This is a genomic window from Pantoea sp. GABEPS69 (genome assembly GCF_045780835.1).
Lineage (GTDB): Bacteria > Pseudomonadota > Gammaproteobacteria > Enterobacterales > Enterobacteriaceae > Pantoea > Pantoea septica.
The window spans coordinates 98,769-121,966 of sequence record NZ_CP118619.1 but is presented as its reverse complement, the minus strand read 5'-3'; the positions used below and the strand labels follow the sequence as shown (position 1 = coordinate 121,966).

23 protein-coding genes are annotated in these 23,198 nt (G+C 55.7%); 10 read left to right on the top strand and 13 right to left on the bottom strand.

What is annotated here, in order from left to right; all coding sequences use genetic code 11:
- Positions 1 to 71 precede the first annotated feature (71 nt).
- Together PVE98_RS20445 and PVE98_RS20440 are read left to right on the top strand one after the other, a co-directional pair.
- Positions 72 to 1,484 (top strand): hypothetical protein, encoded by a 1,413-nt coding sequence (locus PVE98_RS20445; protein WP_096074084.1) that lies wholly within the window; start codon positions 72 to 74, stop codon positions 1,482 to 1,484.
- A 267-nt stretch (positions 1,485 to 1,751) separates the two neighbouring features.
- Positions 1,752 to 2,492, top strand: coding sequence for a GntR family transcriptional regulator (locus PVE98_RS20440; protein WP_096074085.1), 741 nt, complete (start codon positions 1,752 to 1,754; stop codon positions 2,490 to 2,492).
- Here the strand turns inward: PVE98_RS20440 and PVE98_RS20435 are convergent.
- The 4 genes from PVE98_RS20435 to PVE98_RS20420 all read right to left on the bottom strand — a co-directional run bounded on the left by PVE98_RS20435 (position 2,479) and on the right by PVE98_RS20420 (position 6,347).
- Positions 2,479 to 3,459: a PfkB family carbohydrate kinase gene (locus PVE98_RS20435; protein ID WP_033748403.1), complete on the bottom strand. Its 981-nt coding sequence runs from the start codon at positions 3,457 to 3,459 to the stop codon at positions 2,479 to 2,481. The genes PVE98_RS20440 and PVE98_RS20435 overlap by 14 nt on opposite strands.
- Entirely contained in the window at positions 3,446 to 4,474 is a 1,029-nt protein-coding gene (locus PVE98_RS20430) for an ADP-ribosylglycohydrolase family protein (RefSeq protein WP_096074086.1), read from the bottom strand. The genes PVE98_RS20435 and PVE98_RS20430 overlap by 14 nt, the downstream gene beginning before the upstream one ends.
- An 11-nt stretch (positions 4,475 to 4,485) precedes the next feature.
- Positions 4,486 to 5,760 (bottom strand): nucleoside permease, encoded by a 1,275-nt coding sequence (locus PVE98_RS20425; RefSeq protein ID WP_096074087.1) that lies wholly within the window; start codon positions 5,758 to 5,760, stop codon positions 4,486 to 4,488.
- Positions 5,761 to 5,912: 152 nt separating this feature from the next.
- Positions 5,913 to 6,347 (bottom strand): rhodanese-like domain-containing protein, encoded by a 435-nt coding sequence (locus tag PVE98_RS20420; protein WP_096074088.1) that lies wholly within the window; start codon positions 6,345 to 6,347, stop codon positions 5,913 to 5,915.
- Between the two features lie 95 nt (positions 6,348 to 6,442).
- On the opposite strand from PVE98_RS20420, the gene ftrA reads away from it, so the two are divergent.
- From ftrA to PVE98_RS20400, 4 genes are all read left to right on the top strand, one after another.
- Positions 6,443 to 7,435, top strand: coding sequence for a transcriptional regulator FtrA (gene ftrA, locus PVE98_RS20415; RefSeq protein WP_096074089.1), 993 nt, complete (start codon positions 6,443 to 6,445; stop codon positions 7,433 to 7,435).
- 133 nt (positions 7,436 to 7,568) lie between these two features.
- Positions 7,569 to 8,087, top strand: a complete 519-nt coding sequence (locus PVE98_RS20410) for a DUF2569 domain-containing protein (RefSeq protein WP_096074090.1) — start codon at positions 7,569 to 7,571, stop codon at positions 8,085 to 8,087.
- A 103-nt stretch (positions 8,088 to 8,190) separates the two neighbouring features.
- Positions 8,191 to 8,778, top strand: coding sequence for a TetR/AcrR family transcriptional regulator (locus PVE98_RS20405; protein WP_096074091.1), 588 nt, complete (start codon positions 8,191 to 8,193; stop codon positions 8,776 to 8,778).
- 31 nt (positions 8,779 to 8,809) lie between these two features.
- Positions 8,810 to 9,166, top strand: coding sequence for an MmcQ/YjbR family DNA-binding protein (locus PVE98_RS20400; protein ID WP_096074092.1), 357 nt, complete (start codon positions 8,810 to 8,812; stop codon positions 9,164 to 9,166).
- Positions 9,167 to 9,225: 59 nt separating this feature from the next.
- On the opposite strand, the gene PVE98_RS20395 is transcribed toward PVE98_RS20400, so the two are convergent.
- Positions 9,226 to 10,569, bottom strand: coding sequence for an FAD-binding oxidoreductase (locus PVE98_RS20395; RefSeq protein WP_333620284.1), 1,344 nt, complete (start codon positions 10,567 to 10,569; stop codon positions 9,226 to 9,228).
- 281 nt (positions 10,570 to 10,850) lie between these two features.
- Here PVE98_RS20395 and PVE98_RS20390 point away from each other — a divergent pair, with 281 nt between their 5' ends.
- Entirely contained in the window at positions 10,851 to 11,966 is a 1,116-nt protein-coding gene (locus PVE98_RS20390; RefSeq protein WP_033748392.1) for a mechanosensitive ion channel family protein, read from the top strand.
- Positions 11,967 to 12,017: 51 nt separating this feature from the next.
- Here the strand turns inward: PVE98_RS20390 and PVE98_RS20385 are convergent, their stop codons facing one another.
- The 3 genes from PVE98_RS20385 to PVE98_RS20375 form a co-directional block, all read right to left on the bottom strand.
- Positions 12,018 to 12,332, bottom strand: coding sequence for a helix-turn-helix transcriptional regulator (locus tag PVE98_RS20385; RefSeq protein ID WP_033748390.1), 315 nt, complete (start codon positions 12,330 to 12,332; stop codon positions 12,018 to 12,020).
- 14 nt (positions 12,333 to 12,346) lie between these two features.
- Positions 12,347 to 13,465 (bottom strand): alkene reductase, encoded by a 1,119-nt coding sequence (locus tag PVE98_RS20380; protein WP_033748389.1) that lies wholly within the window; start codon positions 13,463 to 13,465, stop codon positions 12,347 to 12,349.
- 223 nt (positions 13,466 to 13,688) lie between these two features.
- The gene (locus PVE98_RS20375) at positions 13,689 to 14,417 is read right to left on the bottom strand and encodes a glucose 1-dehydrogenase (protein ID WP_313618883.1); all 729 of its coding nucleotides are present in this window, start codon (positions 14,415 to 14,417) and stop codon (positions 13,689 to 13,691) included.
- Between the two features lie 98 nt (positions 14,418 to 14,515).
- Here PVE98_RS20375 and PVE98_RS20370 point away from each other — a divergent pair, with 98 nt between their 5' ends.
- Positions 14,516 to 14,896 carry a helix-turn-helix domain-containing protein gene (locus PVE98_RS20370; protein ID WP_033748384.1) on the top strand — a complete coding sequence of 127 codons (381 nt, stop codon included), beginning with the start codon at positions 14,516 to 14,518 and terminating at the stop codon, positions 14,894 to 14,896.
- A 57-nt stretch (positions 14,897 to 14,953) separates the two neighbouring features.
- On the opposite strand, the gene PVE98_RS20365 is transcribed toward PVE98_RS20370, so the two are convergent.
- The 3 genes from PVE98_RS20365 to PVE98_RS20355 all read right to left on the bottom strand — a co-directional run bounded on the left by PVE98_RS20365 (position 14,954) and on the right by PVE98_RS20355 (position 18,113).
- Positions 14,954 to 15,868 (bottom strand): sugar ABC transporter substrate-binding protein, encoded by a 915-nt coding sequence (locus tag PVE98_RS20365; RefSeq protein ID WP_096074095.1) that lies wholly within the window; start codon positions 15,866 to 15,868, stop codon positions 14,954 to 14,956.
- A 330-nt stretch (positions 15,869 to 16,198) separates the two neighbouring features.
- A complete protein-coding gene (locus PVE98_RS20360) occupies positions 16,199 to 16,675 on the bottom strand; it encodes an ester cyclase (RefSeq protein WP_033748380.1) in 477 nt (158 codons plus the stop codon).
- A 10-nt stretch (positions 16,676 to 16,685) separates the two neighbouring features.
- On the bottom strand, positions 16,686 to 18,113 hold the full coding sequence (locus PVE98_RS20355; protein ID WP_096074096.1) for a gamma-aminobutyraldehyde dehydrogenase: 1,428 nt from the start codon (positions 18,111 to 18,113) through the stop codon (positions 16,686 to 16,688).
- Between the two features lie 321 nt (positions 18,114 to 18,434).
- Between PVE98_RS20355 and PVE98_RS20350 the strand changes: the two genes are divergently transcribed.
- Entirely contained in the window at positions 18,435 to 19,160 is a 726-nt protein-coding gene (locus tag PVE98_RS20350) for a FadR/GntR family transcriptional regulator (RefSeq protein WP_033748378.1), read from the top strand.
- Between the two features lie 23 nt (positions 19,161 to 19,183).
- The gene (locus tag PVE98_RS20345; protein WP_096074097.1) at positions 19,184 to 19,876 is read left to right on the top strand and encodes a cache domain-containing protein; all 693 of its coding nucleotides are present in this window, start codon (positions 19,184 to 19,186) and stop codon (positions 19,874 to 19,876) included.
- 139 nt (positions 19,877 to 20,015) lie between these two features.
- Here PVE98_RS20345 and PVE98_RS20340 read toward each other — a convergent pair whose 3' ends face one another.
- Positions 20,016 to 21,497: an APC family permease gene (locus tag PVE98_RS20340; RefSeq protein ID WP_313618882.1), complete on the bottom strand. Its 1,482-nt coding sequence runs from the start codon at positions 21,495 to 21,497 to the stop codon at positions 20,016 to 20,018.
- Positions 21,498 to 21,737: 240 nt separating this feature from the next.
- Positions 21,738 to 23,186 carry an NAD-dependent succinate-semialdehyde dehydrogenase gene (locus tag PVE98_RS20335; RefSeq protein ID WP_096074099.1) on the bottom strand — a complete coding sequence of 483 codons (1,449 nt, stop codon included), beginning with the start codon at positions 23,184 to 23,186 and terminating at the stop codon, positions 21,738 to 21,740.
- Positions 23,187 to 23,198: the final 12 nt, after the last annotated feature.

The window sequence follows — 23,198 nt, the reverse complement described above, 5'->3', positions numbered from 1 at the left end:
ATCAAGTAAGGCTAACAATCAACGTCCTGGTGCCGATACCCACATTTCTTACTCGATATGAAGGATCATATATGTACAGCATACGGCCTTTACTGCGCCCCCTTTTTTTTCTGTCTCTGCTGCCGTTTTCTTTCGCTCAGGCTGTTGATAAGCCGGTATCGACAGGGGGTAACATTCCTCCCTTTTATATAACCAGAATCCACGATCGTGTGAATTACATGGTGTCGCTAAACCTCAATAACGGAAAAACAGTTCAGGAGTGGCGATCCGTGGATTGTAAACAGGGCAAAGCACAGCTTCTGTATAAAGACTGGCTGAATGATAAAGGGTTGACTCAGACTCGCTTTTACGGAAACAGCTACCTTCGTTACGCGCCGGCACAGGATGACAGGCAGATGACCGCTGAGGATATCAGCATGGTTTGTCAGTTACCGATAAAAGAGGCTCGCTGGGAAAGATTATCCGCAACAGATAGCGTCGGCATAACCGATTTGGTCGATGTTAACAACATCAAACGTATTGATGATATTTTATCGGTACGTATGGGATATGACTTTGCGGATATTATCTGGGAACCGCCGTTTGACGCGCCGCTTGGATTAAAGATTGAGCATTACCTGTATAACTGTACAACGCATCAGGGAGCCGTTGTCGCATTAATGAACATTGACAGCGAAGGCCGCGTTACGGACTCGCTTATTACTGCGGATCTTGTGCGCCGCAAGGATGAGTTCAAAATTGACGCGCAAAAGACGCAACGCTTCGAGCAGCTTTGTCAGTTGCCAGCAGGAAAAGCCTTCACCGCCAAAGGGCATTTTGTCCCCGCCGCCCATAAGCCCGAATCGAAGCTCATGGGGCCATCCCTGCCCGATCTGAGTAATAATAATCCGCAGTGGCTGAATAAATTCCCCCTTTCAGCGGCAATTGAGCAGCAGGCGCAGTTACTGATCAAACCCTGGGCCCTTCCGCGCTTTAAGCAGGTTCGTTATACGCAAGTCAGCGCGCAAGGTAAGATCAAAGTCCAGCTGGATGCACAAAGGGATGGTTATATACGCAAGCTGGAAGACTATGGCATCTGGACGGTGCAACGCTTAACGCTGGCTAATCAGCTACAGCTGAAGTTCACCATGTCGATCAGTAGTGGCGCCTCGCTGCTTAATAAGTTGCAGACGGATCTGCATTTTCCGCTGGTGGCTGGTCAGCGATACCAGGCGCGGTGGGACGATATCGATTCCGACAAGAAAGTGACGGCTTCAGCGTTAAGTTGCAACGTTACGGGCGAGGGAGATGCAGGTAAAATTTCCCCTCAGTTTAGCGGCAAATATCTGTTAGTTGAGTGTCATGAAACTAACGAAGGCCAGGCGGGAAGTCATGACAAACTCGCCTGGCTGCAAGACCTTAACATTTTCGTTCCGGTCGCTATGCAGGTAGGTGATAAACCTGAAAGCCCCGTGACGCTAAAAGATGTTAGCGTAACGCGCTAATAAACAAGCAGGCTCACTGCTTTAACCGGTGAGTCTGCTGCTAATCAGCCGACTGAAGCCTCTTCTCGACGTCGCTTTCATACGGCAAACTGGCATCGTACGCCCCTGTGAAGTCTGATTGTTACAGGTTATAAGCCCGGACGCTTTTCGAGCGGGCCGGTTCAAGCCAGACAAAAATCTCTTCTACCGATGATGGCGCTTCGCCGCCGCCGAAAATTCAGTATCATAGCCCATCCGCCGCTTACTGAAATGGGTGCCCAGCCTGTTATGACCGATCACGACGCGCTATTTTCGCGGCTTACCGCCACGCTGGCGCAAGAGAGCCGCACGCCGCTGTACAAACGCTTCGCCAGCACCGTTAAAGAGGCGGTGCGCGACGGCACTCTGGTGCATGAAGAGATCCTGCCGGGCGAACGGGAGTTCAGCCAGTCGCTGAATATTTCGCGTATCACCGTGCGTAAAGCGATGGATGAGCTGGAAAAAGAGGGCGTGGTGTTTCGCTCGCGCGGATACGGCACGCAAATTTGCAGCCAGCTTGAATACTCCTTAAAAGAGCCTAAAGGCCTGTCGCAGCAGGCGGTATTGCGCGGCAAAAAGCCCGATACCGTCTGGATCAACAAAAGTAAGATCGCTTGCAGCGCGGACATCGCGGAAAAACTGGGACTGAACACCGGCAGCGACGTTTATCTGCTGAAGCGTATTCGCTATGTCGATCAGCAGGCGGTTTCCGTGGAAGAGTCGTGGGTGCCAGCGCGCTATATCGCCGACCCCGATAAGATTGGCATTTCACTCTATGACTACTTTTACCAGCAGCAGATTTTGCCGGTGAAGTCGCAGAGCAGAGTAAGCGCACGCATGCCGGACGAGGCGCTGCAACAGCAAATCGCCCTGCCCGCCACCGTGCCCGTGCTGGTCATTAAGCAGCTGACGCTCGACGCGCAGGGCAATCCGCTGGAGTACAGCATCAGCTATTGCCGCAGCGATATGTACGTATTTATCGCGGAGTAAGGCGCTGCTGCCAGTAAGCGCGCAGTGCCGTGCGATCCGGCGCGCAGTCGCCGCCGCGCCGTGAGACCACGTAAGAGGCGACCGCATTGCCCAGCGCCACGCTCTCCGCTAGCGACCAGCCGGACGCGAGCCCCGCTAACAGCCCGCCGGCGTGGCTGTCGCCTGCGCCGATAGTATCGACGACCTGGGTCGCCAGCGCCGGGATCCAGCCCGTACCGGCGTCGTCGATAAAGCCCGCCCCTTCGCTATCCAGCCGTACCACCATCGCGCCGCTAAAACGCTGCCGCCAGCGCGCCATCAGCTGCTGCGCGTCGAAAGGCGCCAAGAGAGACAAACGCTCGCGCCATAACAGCTCAGCCTCCTGTCGGTTAACGGTAATCAGCGGCCGCAGCGCCATAATGCGGTCAAAATGCGCCTCGCCGATATCCGCCAGCCGCGGGCCAAAATCGATCAGCAGCTGGAAGGGCTGCGCCTGCCGCTCCAGCCAGTCGATCAGCACCTCACCGCTTTTGCTGGTGAGCTGATAGCCGGAGAGATAAATCCAGCGGTGTTCAGGCTGCGGCAGCGTGCTCAGCAGCGCCGTATCCCACAGGTTCTCGACGCCGCTCACCGATAAAAAGGTGCGTTCGCCGTCCGGCTCCACCAGCGCCAGGCACCAGCCGTTATCCCCTTTGGCGCTTTCCAGCACGCTGTGAATGCCGTAGTCAGCGAGTTTCTGCCGCACGATACTGGCCCAGATGCCGTTGCCAAGCGGCAGCGCGTTGATTGCCGGGATGCCGAGGCGATGCAGCGCAATCGCCACGTTGAGAGCGCAGCCGCCAACGTTGACGCCCTGCTGATGCAGTTCGATATCGCTGCCGCGATGCGGCAGCGTGTAGGCATCGGCAATCACATCTACCACCGCCGCGCCGATAACGCACACCGGCAGCCGTCCCTCCAGCCGCGCCAGATCGTCAGGCGTCAGCATAGGCGGCCTCGCGCTGCTGGCGGAAGCGCAGGAAAGCGCGGCTGTAGTGGGTGAAATCCAGCGCGTTGGCGGCGTCCAGCTCGGCCTTCAGCGTCTCGTCAATCGCGTCGATGCCGTGCAGCGCGCCGCAAATCGCCACCGCCATCGCGCCGATGGTGTCGGTGTCGCCGCCCAGGTTGGCGCACAGGATCGCGCAGCGGTTCGGGTTGGTCTGCGCCAGCTCGACCATGGCGATGGCCGCCGGTACGGATTCTATGGTGCTGGTGCCGGTGCCCACCACATCGTAGATCTGCTGCATAGCGGATTCCACGCCTCGGCTCTGTGATACAACCTGCAGCGCCAGCTCGATACGCGCCGCCATCGACGCGCTAAAGGTGGTGATGCGTTTCTCCTGCGCCGCGCGGGCGATGGCCGGCAGTTCGTCACGAATCGTCGCCCAGCCGCCGCCGTCGATGGCGCGCGAAACCGCCCAGGCGATGGCCGTGGCGCCGGCGATCGCTACATCCGACTTATGCGTCGGGCTCGATGCCAGCGCGACGGCGTCGATAAAGGCGCTGAGATGGCGCGCGGGCAGCAGGCAGCCCAGCGGCGAGACGCGCATGGCGGCGCCGTTGGTCATGCCGTTGTTCTCCAGCTGCGCCACCGGCGTGCCGTTTTTCAGCGCATTCAGCGCGATTTTGGAGGTCGGCCCAAGGACGTTCTTATTAAAGGCGTCGAAGGTTTCAGCCCAGCGTAGAATATTGGCGCCGATGGTTTCGGCAACGATTTCGCCGTCATGGCTGATAATCGCATCCGCCAGTGCCAGCGCCATCGAGGTATCGTCAGTGAACGCCGCGCGGCCGAAATAGCAGGCGGCGCTGTTCTCGGCAGGCCCCGGCAGAAAGCGATCAATCCAGCCAAAGTGCTGCTTAACGCGGCTGCGCGGCCACAACTCCGACGGCATGCCCATCGCATCGCCCAGCGCCTGGCCGTAAAACGCACCTAAAATCCGTTTTTCCTGGTTTGTTATCGTCATGTTTACATCTCTTATTTATGGCTGTCAGCGGTGGCTGAATGGTCGAAAGTGGTTAGTTCATCGCTGCGCTTTTTGCCGTCGCGGAACAGTACGATAAAGGCGACGGTGATAATGACGATCATCACGCTGCCGAACAGCCACATGCCTGCCCAGTTAAAGGTCTGGCCGTTGCGCGGCTGGTCATAGGCGAACATCTCCTGCATCAGATAACCGCCGAGTCGGTAGCCCAGCAGGCTGCCGACCCCCTGGCACGCCAGCGTAATCAGTCCCTGCGCCGCGTTACGCATCGCTACCGGCGCTTTTTTATCGACATAGATATAGGCGGTGATGAAGTAGAAGTCATAGCTGACGCCGTGCAGCAGAATGCCCATAAATAGCAGGCCGAAGGTCAGGAGGTTCTGATCGCTGCCGAAGATAAAGAACAGGTAGCGCAGCGCCGCCGTCGTCAGGCCGAGCAGGAGAACCTTGCCGATGCCGAAACGTTTGATAAAAAAGGGCAGCGCCAGCAGGAAGAAAATCTCCGACACCTGGCCAAGCGTCATCCAGCCCGTGGCGTGCGGCAGACCGACTTCGGTCAGGTAGCCTTCGGCAAAGATGTAGTAAAACGCCAGCGGCATGCTGAACAGAAAGGAGCAAACAAAAAACACCAGAAAGCTGCGATCTTTCAGCAGATGCAGCGCATCCAGCCCTAGCGCGACGCGCAGGCTAAATTTCGCCGTGCTTTTCGGTTCGGTGGCGGGCAGCGTCAGCGCGAACAGGCCGAGCAGCAGTGAACTGGCGGCGGTGATCAGCAGCGGAATATTGCTGGCGGAGATATCGCCGAAGCCGAACAGCGGCGGCAGAAAACCGCAGGCGATGCCGGAGGCGATCCAGCCGATAGTGCCCATCACGCGGATGCGTGGATAATCGCGTTCGACATCCCCGACGTGGGAAAAAGCAATGCTGTTGGTCAGGGCGATAGTCGGCATGTAGGTGAGCGCATAGAGCAGCAGCAGCGGAAAGAAGCCGCTGAAATGGGTTTGCTGCGCGGCGAAAAACATCAGTAGCGCGCCGACAATGGTCAGCAGCGACAGCACCTTTTGCGCCTGGAAAAAGCGATCCGCCAGCGAGCCCACCAGGATCGGCGACAGAATGGCGGCGATAGAGGTACAGGCGTAGCACCAGGCGATCTCAACCGGTGAAAAGCCGTTTTTGCTGAGAAAGGCCCACAGCGGCACGAACCATGCGCCCCATATGAACCACTCAAGAAACATCATAAAAGCCAGTTTTGGTATTGTTGTTTTCATTGGAAAGGACTCCCCGGTGTTGGTAGAGGCAACCTAACACCAATGACAATACCTTTATAATACCTTTAGCGGAAAGCTTGAGCTACCCCACAACATTTTTGCGGGGTAAGCGATCGCCCTTTCCGGCAGAAAAACGGAAAAGGCGTCCCGATTCAGCATTCGCAGGAGAAGCCGCCAACGGGAGCGGCGCCGTTTTCCTGCTGCAGAGCAAGCCCTTCGTCAACCCAACCGGTCATGCCGCCAATCATCTCTTTAACGAAGAATCCCAGGCTCGCCAGACGAACGGCGGCGCGATGGACGCCGTTGCAGTGCGGGCCGGCGCAATAGACGACAAACAGCGTGCCGCGCGCATAATCGGCCATGCGCTCTTCAGTGATGGCGCGCGTCGGGATATTGATCGCGCCCGGCACGTGCGCCTTTAAAAAGGCTTCATTGCTTCTGACATCGACCAGCACATAGTCGATATCGCCGGTTTTCTGGCTGTGATGCACATCGGCGCAGTCGGTCTCAAAGGCTAAGCGACGACTGAAATGCTGCAAAGATTCCGCAGGGGTGGCTGGCGCGTTTTCGCTGATTAAACTGGTCATCCTTTATCTCTCCTGTCTGAAAGTATGCTGATTGTATGAAGCACCATCAGACTGATAAAGTGGCGGTTCCGACAATAACCGGTAGTTTTCCGCCAATGATGAATAAAGCGGGTGTAGTGGCCGTTCTGGCCTATGACGGACTCTGTACCTTTGAGTTTGGCATTGCGGTAGAGATATTTGGCCTGCCTCGACCTGAATTCGATTTTCCCTGGTATCGTCACCGCATCGTCGCGGTCGACGCGTCGCCGATGCAGGTTGCCGAAGGAATTCAGATCGTATCAAGTTTTGGCATTGAGTCGCTCAGCGAGGCGCAGACCATTATTATTCCCGGCTGGCGTAACCTCGATGAAAGGCCACCGCAGGCGTTACTGGACGCCTTATGCGATGCTTATCAGCGCGGGGCACGCCTGTTGTCTATCTGTTCAGGCGTCTTTGTTATCGCTGCGGCTGGCTTGTTGAACGGCAAGTGTGCCACCACCCACTGGCGCTACACCGACGAACTGGCAGCGCGCTATCCTGACGTTACGGTGGATCCGAACGTGTTGTATGTCGACAGCGGGCAAATCATCACATCAGCGGGCAGCGCGGCGGGCATCGATGCCTGTTTGCATCTGATCAGCCGGGATTACGGCACCCATATCGCCAATATCGTGGCAAGACGCCTGGTGATGGCGCCGCAGCGCGCCGGCGGACAAATCCAGTTTATCCCCTCTCCTGTCGCGCAGAAGCCTCGCGATGAGATTGCGCCGGTGCTGGACTGGGTGCTGCAGCATTTGCACTGCCCTTTGTCGGTGGGCGAGATGGCGCAGCAGGCGCTGATGTCGGAGCGGACCTTCCTGAGACGATTCAGAGAGGCGTTGGGTACGACGCCCAAAGCCTGGCTGCTGCAGGCGAGAATGAATCTGGCGCGCGAGCTGCTGGAAAATAATCAGCTCGCTAACGAGCAAATCATGACGCGCTGTGGATTTGGATCGATGGAGAGCTTTCGTGCCGCATTTCGCAAGTCGGTCGGAATCTCGCTCTCATCCTATCGCAAGACGTTTGGCGGCATGAGTCATGAAACAGCGAACGCTGTGGAATCGTGCTAAAGGTTTTGGGTCCAGGATGGGCATCAAAAGCGTTAAAGAATGTCCCGCTGTCGGCCGATAGCGATCTACACGACTTTTATCCGCTCTGATACGATCGGTGACCGTAAAAACGGAATAACAACAAGGATGAATAATGACCGACGCTCCTTTCAAATGGACATGTATAAAGTGCGATAATGAAATCTCTCAGTATCAGGAATATTGCGCCGAGTGTGAGGAAAAGCAGTTTCGCAAAATTGGCGGCTTTTTATATCTGCCGTTGTTAAACCTGTTTGTTTTCGGCTACAGCTATTTCTCTTCGCTGCAGATCACGTTACAGGCCGCTCTCTATACGGCAGGCCGTGCGCCGATCGCGCAATCCAGCTATTTTTTTATCGCCTCCGGCGTTAATTTTTTCGCGCTGCTTTATATTATCTTCACGGCTTCTCTCTTCGTACGTAAAAAGCGATCGTTACCCCTGGTCTATACGCTTTTGCTCGCCGTCGGCGTAGCGATCATGCTGCTTGATCTGGCCTGCACGAAATATCTCTTCCCGGAAGTTTCGCTGGGTTATGAGCAGATAATGCCGATTTTCAGGCATATCCTTCACGCTTGTATCTGGATACCTTACTTTCACTATTCGGTGCGCGTTAAAAAAACCTTTATTCACTAATAACAGGATCTCTGCAGGCTGGGGCCAGCTTCAGCCTGGGTAAATATTGCGTTATCTGGCCGGTTCGCTACTCTATGTACATATGTACTTATAAGGGGCGGCAATGGCTGAAGAGAATCAGGAAAGCGCAAAGAGGCTTCGACGCTACGATCCGCATCGCAAGGAAAAGATCCTCGATAAGGCTTTAGAGCTGATTGCCGAGTGCGGTGTTGCGGGGATAACCCATCGCCGTATTGCCGCGCATGCTGGCGTGCCGCTAGGGTCGATGACCTATCATTTTAACAGCATGGATGAACTGCTGTTCCTTGTCTTCAGTCGCTTTGCCCAAGGCGCTGCGGATTTTGTTAAAACCAAACTAGAGTCAGCCAGCACGCCTGAAGAGGCGATAGGCGCATTCGCCTCCCTTATGACCGACAAAGCCTGGGTGAACCGCCGAAATATGGCGGCGCTTTATGAATTTTACTCGCTGGCGACTCGCGAACCGGCCTATCGCCAGATATTAAACGCCTGGTCAGACTCAACCAGACGCTGCCTTGAACGGTTCTTTTCCCCTGCAACGGCACGCGCGTTTGACGTATGCGTAGAGGGCGTTCTGCTGCAGAACTTTCTCAATCCTGACGGTGGCCTGCCGCGAGAAGAGATCATTGCCCTGCTTCGGCGCATATCCGTTCAAAACTCACCGCCGCACTGATAACTATTAACCAGTTAATCCGGGAGACACGATGAAACGAGAGACGCTATTCAACTATGCCCGCGAGCACTATCAGGCGGAGCCGGAATATTTATGGAGCAATCTGCCTGGCTATGCTGTGCTCCGCCATCACGACGGGAAAAAATGGTTCGGCATAGTGATGAACGTGCCCGGAACCAAACTGGGGCTAGCAAGCGACGAAGAAATTGACGTACTGGAGGTCAAGATCCGGCCAGAACATATCGGTTCCCTGAGGCAAAAAGAGGGTATTTTGCCGGCTTACCATATGAATAAAGAGCACTGGATAAGCGTCGTTCTTTCCGGCCCGCTATCGCCGAAGGAGATTCACGATCTGCTGTCGGAGAGTCATGAGCTGACCGCTGGCTGAACGTTAAGACGCCGCCCTTGAGCAGCGTATTAACGCTGTCTGAGGTTAATAAAAACCTTTTAAAACAGCCCGTACGGGGCGTTGAATCGGTTTTCTGGATCAAACCGCTTTTTCATCGCCTGCAGTCTGTTCAGCGATCCCGCATAAAACGCCCTCGCGCGATGCTGGCCTGCCGAGCCCACCACGGCCCGGTAGGCGCTCTCCTCGCTGACCGGCGCGATGATGCGCTGAATCTCCGCCATCCACCGCTCTCCCTCTTTTTTTTCCGCAGGCGTTTGCCAGCTTGCCACTACCTGCATGTTGAAATGATCGCGGCGGTGGGAAAAGGCCGTTTCTTCTGAGGCAACGCGCGCGGCCGCGCCGCGGAAATCGTGCAGCATGATGCAGTTTTGCGCGGAGGACATGCGCTGGCAGCATGCTAACACCGCCTCGACGGTCTGCCGATCCAGACGGCTAAGGTTGAAGGCATCCATCTGATAGCCCCGCCCTTTTGGCCAGGCGGATTGATCGGAAGCGCTGTCGTAGGTGTCCCGGTATTGTGTCCAGCCCTTATTGATCACGCTGGCGCCCGTCAGCGACGCTAACTGGCGGAGCCACTGCTCGCCTTTGGCCTCCTCTCCCGTCCACATGGGTTCAAGAATAAGTCCCGTTCCTTTGCCTGGCAGCGCGGAGAAAGTGGAAAAAACGCTCAGCCTGTCGCCCGCCTCATCCAGTATCGCCTGCAGGCTTTGCCAGCCCTGCTGTGCATATTCCGGTTCGATAAACAGCGTCGCGCTCAGCACCGGCGAAAGAGGGTGAATGGCAAACTCTGCCGATGCCACGACACCGAAATTTTTGCCCGCGCCCCTGAGTGACCAGAATAAATCCGTATTCTCTGTAGCACTGACGGTAACCAGAGAGCCATCCCCCAGCACCACCTCTGCCTTTTTAAGATTATCGGTTACCAGTCCGAAGCGGGAATTGAGCTTTCCATAGCCTCCGCCCAGCGCCAGCCCGGCAAGCCCAACCTCAGTATGCACGCCGGTCACCAGTCCATAGCCATCGGGCAGCATGTCGATAGCATTTTTTACCCGCGCACCGCCGTCGGAAGTAAGCGTCAGGCGTTCCCGGCTAACTGAAACTTGCCGCATCGCGCGAAGATCGAGCGTGATGCCCTGCGCGGAAACAGATCGCCTGTTCCAGTCATGACCGCCACCCAGCACGGAAACAGGCAGATCGTGTTCAGCGGCAATGCGGATAGCGTTTTGCAGGTCGGAGAGATGAGCGCAACGTACGGAAACAGGTGCGTTGACCTCATCGAGGCCGTTCCAGAGGCCGGTCTGGAGTGCTAATCCCGCCTCCCGGCCGGACAGTATCTTCTCCCCCAGATGCTTTTTTAGTGAGCTGATGATCCGCTGGTGCATGCTTCCTCCTATATGTACATACGTACTTATAAAGGTAGCCGAATTAGAACGGCCCGGCCTGGTCGCAAAAAATTTCCTTTTATATCAGCGAAATGAGTTTAAGGGCTTATCGGGTTAATGACTCTTTTCGATTTTTCACAGGGTAAACCAGGCAGGTCACTCACTTTCTCATAAACTAAGGGGGTTAATTATGTCATCAGCAGATAACCGAGATGACAACGGTTACTGCATTTTACGACTTATCTGACAACCTTGCTGTCAGCTGAACATAAGGGAAAATAATGGCTTTACTATCTGGTGAGTTATCTGACATGCCAACATGGGTGCCTGCTGTATTGCTCGTCATCTTCTCGTTAACTGCGGGTTTTCTCTCGCGATTTCTACTGCTGAGATTTATTCGTTACTGGCAGGGCCGCGACAGGAAACTGTTCAAATCTCTTGAAAAACATCTGCGCGGCTCGATGTTTCTGTTCATCCCGTTGATCATGATTAATGTCGGCGTGAATTATATCGATATTCACCCGGAATCCTTTTCTTTTGTCACCACCACTCTCAATATATTTATTATATTATCATTGTGCTCGGTTTTAATTCGCCTGATTAACGTCGCGCAAGATATGCTTTTTATCCGCTATGACATTAACCTTTCTAATAATCTGCGCGCCCGTAAAATCCGCACGCAGATTATTTATGTTAAAAAGGTGGCGATTGTTCTGCTGGTTTCTATCTGTCTTTCTCTTATCCTGCTCAGCTTTCCCGGCGTGCGAAAATTTGGCACTACCATTCTCGCCGGGGCCGGGGTGGCGGGCATAATCATCGGCTTTGCCCTGCAGAAGTCGCTCGTCAACCTCTTTGCCGGCATCCAGATCGCCTTTACCCAGCCGATTAAAATAGATGACGCGGTGGTGGTTGAAAAAGAGTGGGGATGGATTGAAGAGATCAACCTAACCTATGTGGTCGTTCGTCTCTGGGATCTGCGAAGACTGGTTCTGCCCATTACCTATTTCACCGAAAATCCCTTTCAGAACTGGACGCGCACGAATGCGCAAATTTTAGGTTCCGTCTTCCTTTATCTGGATTACTCCATGCCGCTGGAGCCGCTGCGTAGGCAATTTGAAAAAATCCTGAGCGAAACCAGACTCTGGGATCAACAGACTCAGGTGCTTCAGGTCACCGATGCCGATGACAAAACCATGACCATCCGACTCCTGATGACGGCGCAAAACTCACCCACGGCCTGGGATCTTCGCTGCCACGTACGGGAGAAGATGATTGAATTTGTTCAACAAAATTATCCGCACAGTCTCCCTCGCATGAGGGCGACGCTGACGGATCCCGCGCTGGATAACCCAGCAGGCCAGAAGGAACGGTCTGAAGATGCCGGGATAAAGGTATAGGCTGACACGCGCGAAGCGGCTGCTCAGCGCAGCCGCCTGCATATGACCGCTTTACAGCTCCTGCAGAGACTGAATAACCATCTGGTTCATCTCGCGCACCGCCTGTTCGCGCCGCCGATAGTAGGTCCATTTGCCTACCTTGCTGGCCTCAAGCAGGCCGGCATCATGCAACGCTTTAAGACAGAGCGAGGTGGCGGGCTGCGACAGGCCCGCCTTGTCCTGAATGAGACTGGCACATACGCCATACTGTTCGAAGGGATAGAGCTGAGCATAATCAGCAAAGGCTTCGTCAGGGTTTTTAAGCCATTTCAGCACCGCAACCCGCGTCGGGTTGGCCAGTAATTTAATGGCATTTTCTGGTGACATGCCGTCTCCGAACGTCAGGCGGAATAAAAAGGATAGTCAGTATATCCTTTCCGGCTCCCGCCATACAGTGAGGCTGCGTCGACCTTGTTCAGGGGATGGCCCGCCTTAAAACGCGCCGGTAAATCCGGGTTCGCGATAAAGGTGCGTCCAAAGCCGAAGAGATCGCCCCAGCCTTTTTCCAGCATACGTTCCGCTTTTTCGCGGGTGTAGCGGCCGGAATACATAATGGGAGAACGGAAGGTTTCCCGCAGCGCAGTGCGAAACGACTCCGGCATCTCGGGGCTATTATCCCAGTCGGCTTCGGCGATGGATAAATATCCCACTTCAAGTTCGTTCAGGAGCTGCGCGGCGCGGATGTAGGTGGCATGCGGATCGCTTTCTACCAGCCCCAGATAAACGCGCTCTTCATCTGTGCTCGAGAAAAGCGGCGCGAAGCGTACCCCGACGCGGTGGCTACCGAATACGGCGCTGACCGCTTCGGTGACTTCGCGCAGGAAGCGCAGACGGTTCTCGAGTGAGCCGCCATATTCGTCGCTGCGGAAGTTGGTATGTTCAGAAATAAACTGATTGATGAGATAACCGTTAGCCGAATGAAGTTCCACGCCGTCGAAGCCCGCTTTTTTGGCATTCTCTGCCGCGGTACGGTACATCGTCACCAGCGCTTTCACTTCTGCCGTCGTCAGTTCGCGCGGCATGCTGGGCGCCGTCAGCATCCCGGCGCCAGGCCCGGTTTCAATAAACACCCTTACGCCGGTAGCGGCAACGGCCGAGGGCGCAACGGGCGGCTGCTTGCCTGGCTGAAGTTCATTGTGCGACACGCGGCCGACGTGCCAGAGCTGACAAAAAATTGTCCCGCCCTCTGCATGAACGGCATCGGTCACTTTTCGCCATCCCGCAATTTGCGCCTCGCTATGTATGCCTGGCGTCCAGGCATATCCCTGACCGCGAGGTTCAATTTGCGTGCCCTCAGTAATCATAAAGCCGGCGCTGGCGCGCTGGCGATAATAGTCCACCATCATCTCACCAGGAACGTTGCCGGGCTGATCGCTGCGGCAGCGGGTTAACGGCGGCAGCGCAATGCGATTGCGCAGCATGAGATCGCCTAAAGGCAGGGGCGCGAAAAGAGACGACATAACAAACATCCTCAGATAAAAAAGAGAGGGCATTATATTTACACATTTAAATTTGTAAATACGTAAAGGGTGCGGTTCACTTTTCCGCTTTGGTTTTCAGCGCGGCTGGGGGCGCTATCGCCGGTTCAGGCTGCGGCTTCCGCATCAGCGCAATATGCCCTGATGCGGTCTGCCCTCTATGCTGTGACCTTTACTCAGCGCGACAGTGCGCAAGGGATGCCTTTCACGCCGTCATCCCGCCATCGATAACCAGCTCTGCGCCGCTGACGTAAGCGCTGTCGTCCGAGGCCAGGTACAAGGCCGCGGACGCCACCTCATCAGCATGCCCTAAACGCCCGGCCGGTATGCGCGCGGTCAGCGTCTGCCTGACGTCGTCGCTGGCCCGGTCGAACATCGGCGTGTCGGTAGGTCCTGGGCTCAGCGTGTTGACCCTGATGCCGCGCCGGGCCAGCTCCGTGCTCCAGGTGCGGGCATAGGAGCGTACCGCAGCCTTGCTGGCGGAATAGGCGCCGTAGCCCGGATTGGCGATGCTGCCGGCAATAGAACCGACCAGCACGATAGCGCCACCCTCGCCCATGTGTTGAACCGCATGCTGCACCGCAAACACCATGGCGCGCACGTTCAGGTTGAAGGCGCGATCGAAATGTTCCTCAGTGGTATCGACCAGGCTTGCAGGCTCGGAGACGCCTGATGAGTTGACAAAAATGTCGAGACGCCCTGCTCTGGCGTGGATGGTCTCGAACAGACGAGCAAGGTCGCTGGCACAGGTGAGGTCGCCGGCTATCGCCTCGACGCGGCCGCCGATAAGCCTGACCGCCTCAGCCAGCTGCGCTTCGCGTCGGCCGGTAATAAAAACGTGGGCGCCTTCTTGCACAAAGCGGCGCGCGACCGCAAGGCCGATACCGCTGCCGCCGCCGGTCACCAGGGCGGTCTTTCCTTCGAGTTTCAACATGGCTGCTCCAGAAATAGAGTGGAAGCCAGATAATATATTTCGTATATTTAGTGTCAATTACGCACTTAATCTATACCAGATATACAGAGGGAAACTATATGGCGACCGATATCCCGGCTCTGCTGGCAGAGATCAACAGCACGCGCCCTATCCTGGAACAGGTGGCGAACAAGTGGTCGGTATTGATCCTGACCGTGCTGTGCAGCGAACCGGCGCGCTTCAACGCCATCAAGCGCAGGCTTGATCCGATCACACACAAGGCCCTGACAGAGGCGCTGCGCCGACTTGAGCGCAACGGTCTGGTCAGCCGCCGCGTGATTGCATCGTCGCCTGTGGCGGTGGAGTATGCCATCACTCCGCTGGGCCGGACCTTGCAGGCGCCTTTTGTGGCGCTGGTGGGCTGGGCCAGGGAATATGGCGCGGCGATTGAGCAGGCGCAGGCGGGTTATGACGCGCAGCGTGCCGATGAGGCGGAGTGAAAAGAAGTGATCTGAGCGATCGGCCTGCACAGGCAAGCCGATCGGTTCATCCCGTCGTTATTGGCCCTTCTCCACATATTTCTGCATATTTTCTCTGGTGACCAGCTCAAACGGAATCCACAGGTGGGAATCAACTTTTTCGCCTTTAATGAGCTTTTGCGCTACGTCCACAGACGCTTTACCCTGTCCAACGGCATCCTGAAAAACGGTTACCTGCATTTTGTCTTGCGCAAGGGCTTTCAGCCCGTCTGGCGTAGCGTCGATGCCCCCCACTAAAACCTTCTTATTGCTTTTCGACAGCGCTATCGCTGCGCCAATCGCCATCTCATCATTATTGGCAGCGACGATGTCAATATCTTCGCCATTGCCGAGCCAGTTCAGCATTAAATCCATGCCTTCGTTACGCGCATAATTTGCCGGTTGCTTCTGTACAACTTTCATTCCCGGATATTTCGCTACAACCTGCTCCACATCTTTAGTACGTTGCAGCGCGCCGGCGTCAGTCAGGTTACCAATCATGATCGCCACATTGCCTTTATAGTTAGCCATTTTCGCCAGCGCCTCCATCTGCAAGGTGCCCGATTCCCGCTCGTCAGATCCAACGAACACCACGCCCTGCGGCAGCGTTTTATCGCCCGGCGTCCGGTTCACATACACCAGAGGAATCTTCGCCTGCTGCGCCAGTCGGGTCAGCTGTGGCGTACTGGCTGAATCAACGGGATCGACAATGATGGCATCCACGCCGGAACCGATAAAACTTTGCACCTGATCGGTCTGGCGACCGACATCGCCGCGCGCATCCTCAAATTGCACATCGAGTCCGCGCGCTTTGGCTTCTTTATCAATCGACTGCCGAATAATGGTTAAAAAATTCTGATCGAAGTAAGCCATCGACACGGCAATTTTCTCTGCCCATACCGTGGCTGAAACAGACAACAGACTAAGTAACACTAATGACTTAAGCATTTTCATTGCAGACTCCAGAGTAAGCTTTTAGACGAAACGTATTTTTCATTGATGTATAAAACGGACCAATAAAATCATTTTCAGCCTACGAGGCGTCTTTCATGCTGACAATCGCTATCGGTAGATTTTGCTGATAAGCGCACATATTGCCCGTAGCCGCATTACGATTCGCTTGCGCAAGGGGATATTCCGAAATGTGTCAGGAGGCGGCGGATTATGAAATTGAAGTGAATATTCGCGTGGCGGGAGTCAGACTATGACAAGAAGCAGATAAGCTATCTCAGCCCAGGTTATTCTTCCCCGCAGCTGACTACGGAGAAGAATTAATGCTTTGCGTTACGGCTTCTTCGCTTCCAGTTCAGCCTCTAGCTTTTTCGAATCATAGTAGTCGCCCTGATAAGCGATCTTACCGTCGACAACCTTGATAAAACTGACGCCTTCAAACTTGATGTTGTTATTAGTGGCTGGCGCGCCCGCCCATTCACCGGCGTTCTTTCCGCTAAATTCCCACTGAAAAGCGATAGTATCCTGGTTAAAGACCGGCTTGCTGGTCATCTTCCACTGCAGGTCGGGCACCGCGCGGATAAACGCGCCGATAACCTCTTTTTCCGCACGCTGCTGCCCTTTGACCGGCGAACCGGTTGCCGCGTCGTAATAGACAACATCTTTCGCCAGATACTGCGCAGCCTGCGACGCGCTATGAGCATTCCATGCGGCCATATAGCTGTTTATCACGGACTCAGGCGACGCTTTCGCCATTACGCCGCATGAGATCAGCGCCAGGGAGAGCGCAGCGATTCGAATCGATTTCATCTTGCTTCCTTTAGTCGTTAATGTCGCACATGATGTGTTTTACGCGGGTGTACTCATCAAGTGAGTAAGAAGAGAGATCTTTGCCATAACCCGATTTCTTAAAGCCGCCGTGCGGCATTTCCGCACACAGCGGGATATGGTTGTTGATCCACACCGTGCCAAAGTCGAGTTCGATGCTGAAACGCTGCGCGCGACCCTGGTGCCGGGTCCAGACGCTGGCCGCCAGTCCATATTCCACATCGTTGGCTTTGTTCAAGGCGTCCGCTTCGTCAGAGAAGCGCTGGATGGTCATCACAGGCCCAAACACTTCATGCTGGATGGCTTCATCATGCTGGTGAAGGCCAGAAATAATGGTGGGTTCGAAGTAGAAGCCCGGCCCTTTTCCGGCGCGGCCCCCGGTTTCGATTTTGGCATGCGCAGGCAGGCGCGCGATAAAGCCGCTTACCTGTTCCAGCTGATTACGGCTGTTTAACGCGCCGTAGAGGGCGTCGCGATCGTCAGGCGTGCCGAATGTAATGCTGCGCGTCCGGGCAACCAGCTTTGCAAGAAAATCGTCATAGGCTGACTCCTCAACAAGGATACGCGTTGCAGCGGTGCAGTCCTGACCGGCGTTGAAAAAACCAGCCGTGGTAATCGTCTCGACCGCCTTATCCATATCGGCATCCGCAAAGACGATAACCGGCGCTTTGCCGCCTAGCTCAAGATGCGCTTTGGTCAGGTTTGCGGCGGCGGAGGCGGCAACCTGCAGTCCGGCGCGCACCGACCCGGTAATCGACACCAGCGACGCCACAGGATTTGAAACCACCAGCGACCCCGTCTCCGCTTTACCCAGCACGACGTTAAACGCGCCGGCGGGAAATAAGGGCGCGGCCAGTTCAGCAAGCAGCAAGGTGCTGACGGGCGTCGTATCGCTTGGCTTCAGGACCACCGTATTGCCGGCGGCCAGCGCCGGGGCGATTTTCCACACCGCCATCATAAAGGGGTAGTTCCAGGGCGCCACCTGTCCGACGATGCCAAGCGGCTCGCGACGGATCACCGACGTGAAGCCGGCAGCGTACTCGCCGGCCGCCTTGCCTTCCAGGCAGCGAGCGGCGCCCGCAAAAAAGCGGATAGCGTCACATGACGCCGCAATCTCCTCTTTCTCAATAAAATGTTTGAGCTGCCCCGTTTCTTTGCTTTGCCATTCCGCCAGGCGGGTGACGTTTTTTTCGATTTCATCTGCTAACCGCAGCAGCGCTTTTTGTCGCTCTGCCGGCGTGGACTTCTTCCAGACTAAAAATGCTTTCTCAGCCGCCGCGTAAGCGAGATCAATTTCCGCCTTACCGCCATTGGGCGACTGCGCATAGATTTCACCATCAACCGGACTGATCAGATCGAAAAAATCGCTTTCCTGATTTGATACATACTGCCCATTAATGAAGTGCTGTAGGGTTTGCATCGCCTTCTCCGCTTACGTTAATACATAAAAGATATTATGTAATATATTATCAGGCACTGTTTCAATGCGCGCGTCCCTACAACATGAAGCGCATCGCATTTCTAACAAATTGATTACAATCCGCTCAGCCGCTGGCGCGCGCTGGTTAACACTACACTGGTAAAGGCGCTATGCGCCCGGCGGCATCGGCCCACAACGGCAGCAGGATGACCTGCTCTTTTCGGCATCTTTTAACAAGCTATTGACGTTATTTACTTCTTTCGTGACAGGTATGTTTATGCTAAGTATGGCGGCCTGTATAAGGGACTTTCAGAGAAGATTATGATTACTCACGCGGTTATATTCGCTCCTATAGGCCAGGCCAGCCGTTCCGATCAAATCGTTCAGCGCCTGACCAACGCCATCGTCACCGGCCTGCTTGAACCGCATGAACAGCTGCCAAACGAGTCGGATCTCGCCAGGATGATGGGCGTATCCCACATTACTATCCGCGAAGCCTTGAATACCTTGCGCGCCAACGCGCTGATACATACGGTGCGCGGCCGCAACGGCGGCAGCTTCGTCTGCGAAACCGTGCCTGAATCGGGCAAGAATCTTCACCCCTTTCGCAGCATCAGTACGGATTATCTGGCGGACCTGGGCGAGATGCATTGCGCCATCATCAGCCACAGCGCGAGACTCGCTTCGCGGAGGATGACTCACGCGGATTTGAATCGTCTTCTGGAATTTACCGAGGTGCTAACAAATGCTGAAACGCCCGAGCAGCGAACGCAGGCGGATATGCGCTGCCTGCTGGCGATCGCGGCGAGTTCGCAATCTGCCCGACTGGCCAACCAGGAGCTGCAGCTGCAGGCGGAATGGGCTTCTCTGGTCGCCGCGCTTTACCGCTCCGACGATATCCATCGCGAGGTCATCGCGCTTTACGCCGGGCTGACGGATGCGCTCGCCGCGCATGCAGAGCAGCCTGCCGTTCAGGCCGCCACACAGCTTATCGACACGTTCACCGACTATTTATTAGAAAAGAAAATGAATTATCACTCTGAATAATCACCGTATAGGCAGTGTAGAAAATGAATCACTCAGAGCACCTTAGCGCGCTAACCCGTAAAATTGACGACATCATTAACTCCACTGTCGAAAGTACTGGTTTATTAGCAGACGAGATCAGGCAATCTCTTAACGTTCATCAGGAAAGCCGCCCTGAAATGTTGCTGGAGCCGGGCGTTAAAGCGGCGATTCAGTCTTACATCAAAAAAACGCTTAACCATCACCACTACTGCTCGGGAACGGGCTTTGCGAGCCACATTGAAAGCAGCGGCGCGGTGCGGGAGTACTGGCTGCTGGAGTGGTGGTATAAAAAAGATAAAGGCTTAAAGCAGGTGAGTCTCGATCTTGACCAGGCGACGCAGCAGCGACTCGATTTTCGCACCTTTGAATGGTTTAAAACCCCCGTCTCGGAAGGCAAAGCCTATATCCACGGCCCCTACGTCGACTATATCTGCAACACCTCGCTGACGCTGACCGCCGCCGTGCCCGTGCTTATTCAAGGCCAGGTGCTGGGCGTCGCCGCGCTCGATATTCTCGTCAGCCGCGTTGAAGAAGAGCTGCTGCCACTCTGCGGCAAGGAAAAATTGCTCCTGACCAACCTTGACGGCGGGATCATTTTTTCAACTAATCCACGGTTACGCATCGGCGAACTCTTCAAGGCGGACGAGCGGAAACCGGTCTATCAAAACAGCTACGTGCTTCTCTACCAGCTGTAGCCCTGCCCGTCAGCGTTCAGGCGAAAGCAGCCTGAGCGCCGACGCCTTCTCTGTCAGGACGCAAAAAAAAGCCGTAGCGTGAACGCTACGGCTCAGGATGACGCACTTCAAGACCGTGTCGACAGCGAGCGTGAATTTTTTAGAAGCCCTCTTTTGCCCGGAGCCTGGTGGCGTGCTCAATGGCGTCGTTTTCCGGCGCGCTGGAACGCCCAAACGGTTTGGCAATCATCATATAAAGCAGGCCGGCGATTAGCACCACCGCCAGGCCCACCAGCACCGTCCAGCGATCCAGGAAGCTATTGCCGTCGGCAGGCTGTGCGAGCAGCCAAATTCCGCACAGGCCATAGATCAGCGCGAACAGGTTGACGATGAAACCCCAGGAGCCGAGCGTCCACTCGCCTGCCGGCTTCCAGCCTTTCAGACGCTGGCGCAGCGCGGCCAGCACCACCAGCTGGAAAGAGATGTAAATACCGATCACGGCGAACGCGGTGATGCGGGAAAGGTTATCCGGCTGGAAGTAGACCCAAACGCAGATGATGACGGGCAGGATGCAGCTGACCAGCATGGCGTTATCCGGCACGCTGTTTTTGGAAATTTTCGCCATCCATTCGCTGCCGGGCAGCATCCTGTCGCGCGAGAAAGAGAAGATCAGACGGCTTAGCGCGGCCTGAAGCGAGAGAATGCAGGAGAGCATCGCGATGATGGCAACCACGATAAACACCGTGGCGCCCGTGCTTCCCAGCGCCTCGTTAAGAATAGCCGGGATGGGATCGGCGATTTTACCGGTGACGATATTAACCAGATCGGGCGAAGAGAGCAGATAGCCCATGACTGAAATCACCGCTGAAATGGCGCCGAAAACGATGCTCAGGATCATCGCCAGGGGGATCTTTTTGCCTGGATTTTTCACCTCTTCCGCCACGTTGCCGCAGGCTTCGAAACCAAAAAACATAAACAGGCCCATCAGCGCGGCGGACATGAACGCCGTCGTGTAACTGCCATCTTTAGCGATCACGCCCATCGAGTCGAAGAGAACGGAGAACGGCTGAGAGCGATGGAAGATCAGCAGATAGATGCCCAGCGCGATCACGCTGACGATTTCACACCAGAAACCGATCTTCGCCACGCGCGCCAGGTTTTTGGTGCCCGACATATTCACGCCCATCATCAGCAGCAGCAGCACCACCGAGGTCATCAGCAGATTGAGCGGCGTCTGGGCAAAATGAAACAGCGAGGCGACGAAGGTTGAGGTGTATTCAGCAATGGAGGTAATGGTGACCACCAGCGCCCACAGATAGATCCAGGCGGCGATCCACGCAAACTTCTTGCCCCACAGGCGTCTCGCCCAGGGATATAAGCCGCCGGTAATCGGATACTGAGAAGCCACTTCGCCAAACACCAGCGCCACCAGCAGCTGTCCGCATGCGACAATCAGGATCCACCAGACGGCGGGCGGCCCGGCCAGGGTAACGGCAAGCGCAAACAGCGAATAAACAGCCGTCAGAGGCGAAAGGTAGGTAAAGCCGAGGGCAAAGTTAGAGATGAGTCCAATAGATCGCTTGAACTGTTCTTTGCTTTCGGGCTGATTATTATAAAGACTTTTTTCAGGTGTCTGTTCCATATGTCGTTCTCTTTAATGGCATAATCGCAGGCGATAGAGACTAATTTATAAAACATATTAAGTTATATGTATATTGCGCATGTCACAGTTTTGTTAAACATTTACAAGTGATTTGAGCGGCGGCATGAAACCGCTTAAGAGGAAAGTTGCCCCGCGCGGCGGGGCTAAAATCGCAGGAAAAAAAACGACGATAAGCGCTATCGTCGTGGCTCTTAAGAGCAAAGTACTACGGCATCAGGTTTACAGCGCGACGCAAACATATTTAATTTCGAGGTATTCATCCATGCCGAAGCGCGACCCTTCGCGCCCTAATCCGGACTGCTTAATGCCGCCGAAAGGCGCGACCTCATTGGATATCAGGCCGGTATTGACGCCCACCATGCCATATTCCAGCGCCTCGGGAACCAGCCACTGACGGCGGGCATCACGCGTAAAGATATAGGCGGCCAGACCAAATTCCGTATCGTTGGCATAGCCGATCGCTTCTTCATCGCTGCTGAACTGGAAAAGCGGCGCCACCGGACCAAAGGTCTCCTCGCGCGCAAAACGCATCGACTGCGTGACGTCGCCAATTACCGTCGGCATAAAGAAATTGCCGCCCAGCGGATGGCGTTTTCCGCCCGTCAGCAGCGTCGCGCCTTGCTCCAGCGCATCGCTGATATGCGATTCGACTTTGCTGACCGCCTTCTCATCAATCAGCGGTCCCTGCTGGCTGGTTTCATCCAGACCATTGCCGACCTTAAGTGACTGGACCGCGTTCACCAGCGCATCCGACAGCGCGGCGTAAATGCCGCGCTGCACATATATCCGGTTAGCGCAGACGCAGGTCTGGCCGCTGTTGCGGAACTTCGAGGCCATAATGCCGCTCACAGCCTGCTCAATGTCAGCGTCGTCGAAGACGATTACCGGCGCGTTGCCGCCAAGCTCAAGGGAGAGCTTTTTAATGCCCGGCGCGCACTGCGCCATCAGGATGCGCCCGGTTTCGGTCGATCCGGTAAAGCTCAGTTTGCGAACCGTGGGATTCTGACAAAGTTCGCCGCCTATCGCCCGCGGGTCGCCGGTGAGCACCTGCAACACGCCGGCGGGCAGGCCAGCCTCTTCGCCCAGCTTTGCCAGCGCCAGCGCCGTCAGCGGCGTCTGCTCCGCGGGCTTGACGATAATGGCGCAGCCGGACGCCAGCGCAGGCGCCACTTTGCGCGTGATCATCGCCGCCGGAAAATTCCACGGCGTGATCGCCGCGCAGACGCCGACAGGCTGTTTGGTCACGACATAGCGCTGCGAAGCGTTGACCGGCTGCAATATCGCGCCGTCCACCCGGCGGGCTTCTTCCGCGAACCACGTCAGGAATGAAGCCGCGTAGCCGACCTCCCCCCGCGCTTCGGCCAGCGGCTTTCCTCCCTCTGAACTCATCAGGCGGGCGATATCCTCACGGTTTTCCTCGATCAGGGCAACCCAGCGATGCAATACCTTAGCGCGTTCGCCCGCGGTGCGACGCTTCCACTCGCGCTGCGCCTTTCGCGCGCCCTCGACGGCACGCTCTGTTTCAGCGCGCCCCATCAGCGGCACGCTGGCGAGCGCCTCGCCCGTTGCGGCGTCTGTTACGGCCAGCGTCGCGCCCGAATCGGCGCTGATCCACTGGCCATCCACCAGGTTTTTCTCGATAAGAAGCGCCGGATTATTCAGTTTCATCGCATCGCTCTC

What these genes read in the sequence shown, in the direction of transcription:
- PVE98_RS20375 (WP_313618883.1), bottom strand. Translation starts at nt 14,417, where the DNA reads ATGTTGAAACTCGAAGGAAAGACCGCCCTGGTGACCGGCGGCGGCAGC.
- PVE98_RS20420 (WP_096074088.1), bottom strand. Translation starts at nt 6,347, where the DNA reads ATGACCAGTTTAATCAGCGAAAACGCGCCAGCCACCCCTGCGGAATCT.
- PVE98_RS20385 (WP_033748390.1), bottom strand. Translation starts at nt 12,332, where the DNA reads ATGTCACCAGAAAATGCCATTAAATTACTGGCCAACCCGACGCGGGTT.
- PVE98_RS20350 (WP_033748378.1), top strand. Translation starts at nt 18,435, where the DNA reads ATGATTACTCACGCGGTTATATTCGCTCCTATAGGCCAGGCCAGCCGT.
- PVE98_RS20445 (WP_096074084.1), top strand. Translation starts at nt 72, where the DNA reads ATGTACAGCATACGGCCTTTACTGCGCCCCCTTTTTTTTCTGTCTCTG.
- PVE98_RS20440 (WP_096074085.1), top strand. Translation starts at nt 1,752, where the DNA reads ATGACCGATCACGACGCGCTATTTTCGCGGCTTACCGCCACGCTGGCG.
- PVE98_RS20435 (WP_033748403.1), bottom strand. Translation starts at nt 3,459, where the DNA reads ATGCTGACGCCTGACGATCTGGCGCGGCTGGAGGGACGGCTGCCGGTG.
- PVE98_RS20365 (WP_096074095.1), bottom strand. Translation starts at nt 15,868, where the DNA reads ATGAAAATGCTTAAGTCATTAGTGTTACTTAGTCTGTTGTCTGTTTCA.
- PVE98_RS20395 (WP_333620284.1), bottom strand. Translation starts at nt 10,569, where the DNA reads ATGCACCAGCGGATCATCAGCTCACTAAAAAAGCATCTGGGGGAGAAG.
- PVE98_RS20405 (WP_096074091.1), top strand. Translation starts at nt 8,191, where the DNA reads ATGGCTGAAGAGAATCAGGAAAGCGCAAAGAGGCTTCGACGCTACGAT.
- PVE98_RS20340 (WP_313618882.1), bottom strand. Translation starts at nt 21,497, where the DNA reads ATGGAACAGACACCTGAAAAAAGTCTTTATAATAATCAGCCCGAAAGC.
- PVE98_RS20410 (WP_096074090.1), top strand. Translation starts at nt 7,569, where the DNA reads ATGACCGACGCTCCTTTCAAATGGACATGTATAAAGTGCGATAATGAA.
- PVE98_RS20390 (WP_033748392.1), top strand. Translation starts at nt 10,851, where the DNA reads ATGGCTTTACTATCTGGTGAGTTATCTGACATGCCAACATGGGTGCCT.
- PVE98_RS20380 (WP_033748389.1), bottom strand. Translation starts at nt 13,465, where the DNA reads ATGTCGTCTCTTTTCGCGCCCCTGCCTTTAGGCGATCTCATGCTGCGC.
- PVE98_RS20355 (WP_096074096.1), bottom strand. Translation starts at nt 18,113, where the DNA reads ATGCAAACCCTACAGCACTTCATTAATGGGCAGTATGTATCAAATCAG.
- PVE98_RS20370 (WP_033748384.1), top strand. Translation starts at nt 14,516, where the DNA reads ATGGCGACCGATATCCCGGCTCTGCTGGCAGAGATCAACAGCACGCGC.
- PVE98_RS20400 (WP_096074092.1), top strand. Translation starts at nt 8,810, where the DNA reads ATGAAACGAGAGACGCTATTCAACTATGCCCGCGAGCACTATCAGGCG.
- PVE98_RS20345 (WP_096074097.1), top strand. Translation starts at nt 19,184, where the DNA reads ATGAATCACTCAGAGCACCTTAGCGCGCTAACCCGTAAAATTGACGAC.
- PVE98_RS20335 (WP_096074099.1), bottom strand. Translation starts at nt 23,186, where the DNA reads ATGAAACTGAATAATCCGGCGCTTCTTATCGAGAAAAACCTGGTGGAT.
- PVE98_RS20425 (WP_096074087.1), bottom strand. Translation starts at nt 5,760, where the DNA reads ATGAAAACAACAATACCAAAACTGGCTTTTATGATGTTTCTTGAGTGG.
- ftrA (WP_096074089.1), top strand. Translation starts at nt 6,443, where the DNA reads ATGATGAATAAAGCGGGTGTAGTGGCCGTTCTGGCCTATGACGGACTC.
- PVE98_RS20360 (WP_033748380.1), bottom strand. Translation starts at nt 16,675, where the DNA reads ATGAAATCGATTCGAATCGCTGCGCTCTCCCTGGCGCTGATCTCATGC.
- PVE98_RS20430 (WP_096074086.1), bottom strand. Translation starts at nt 4,474, where the DNA reads ATGACGATAACAAACCAGGAAAAACGGATTTTAGGTGCGTTTTACGGC.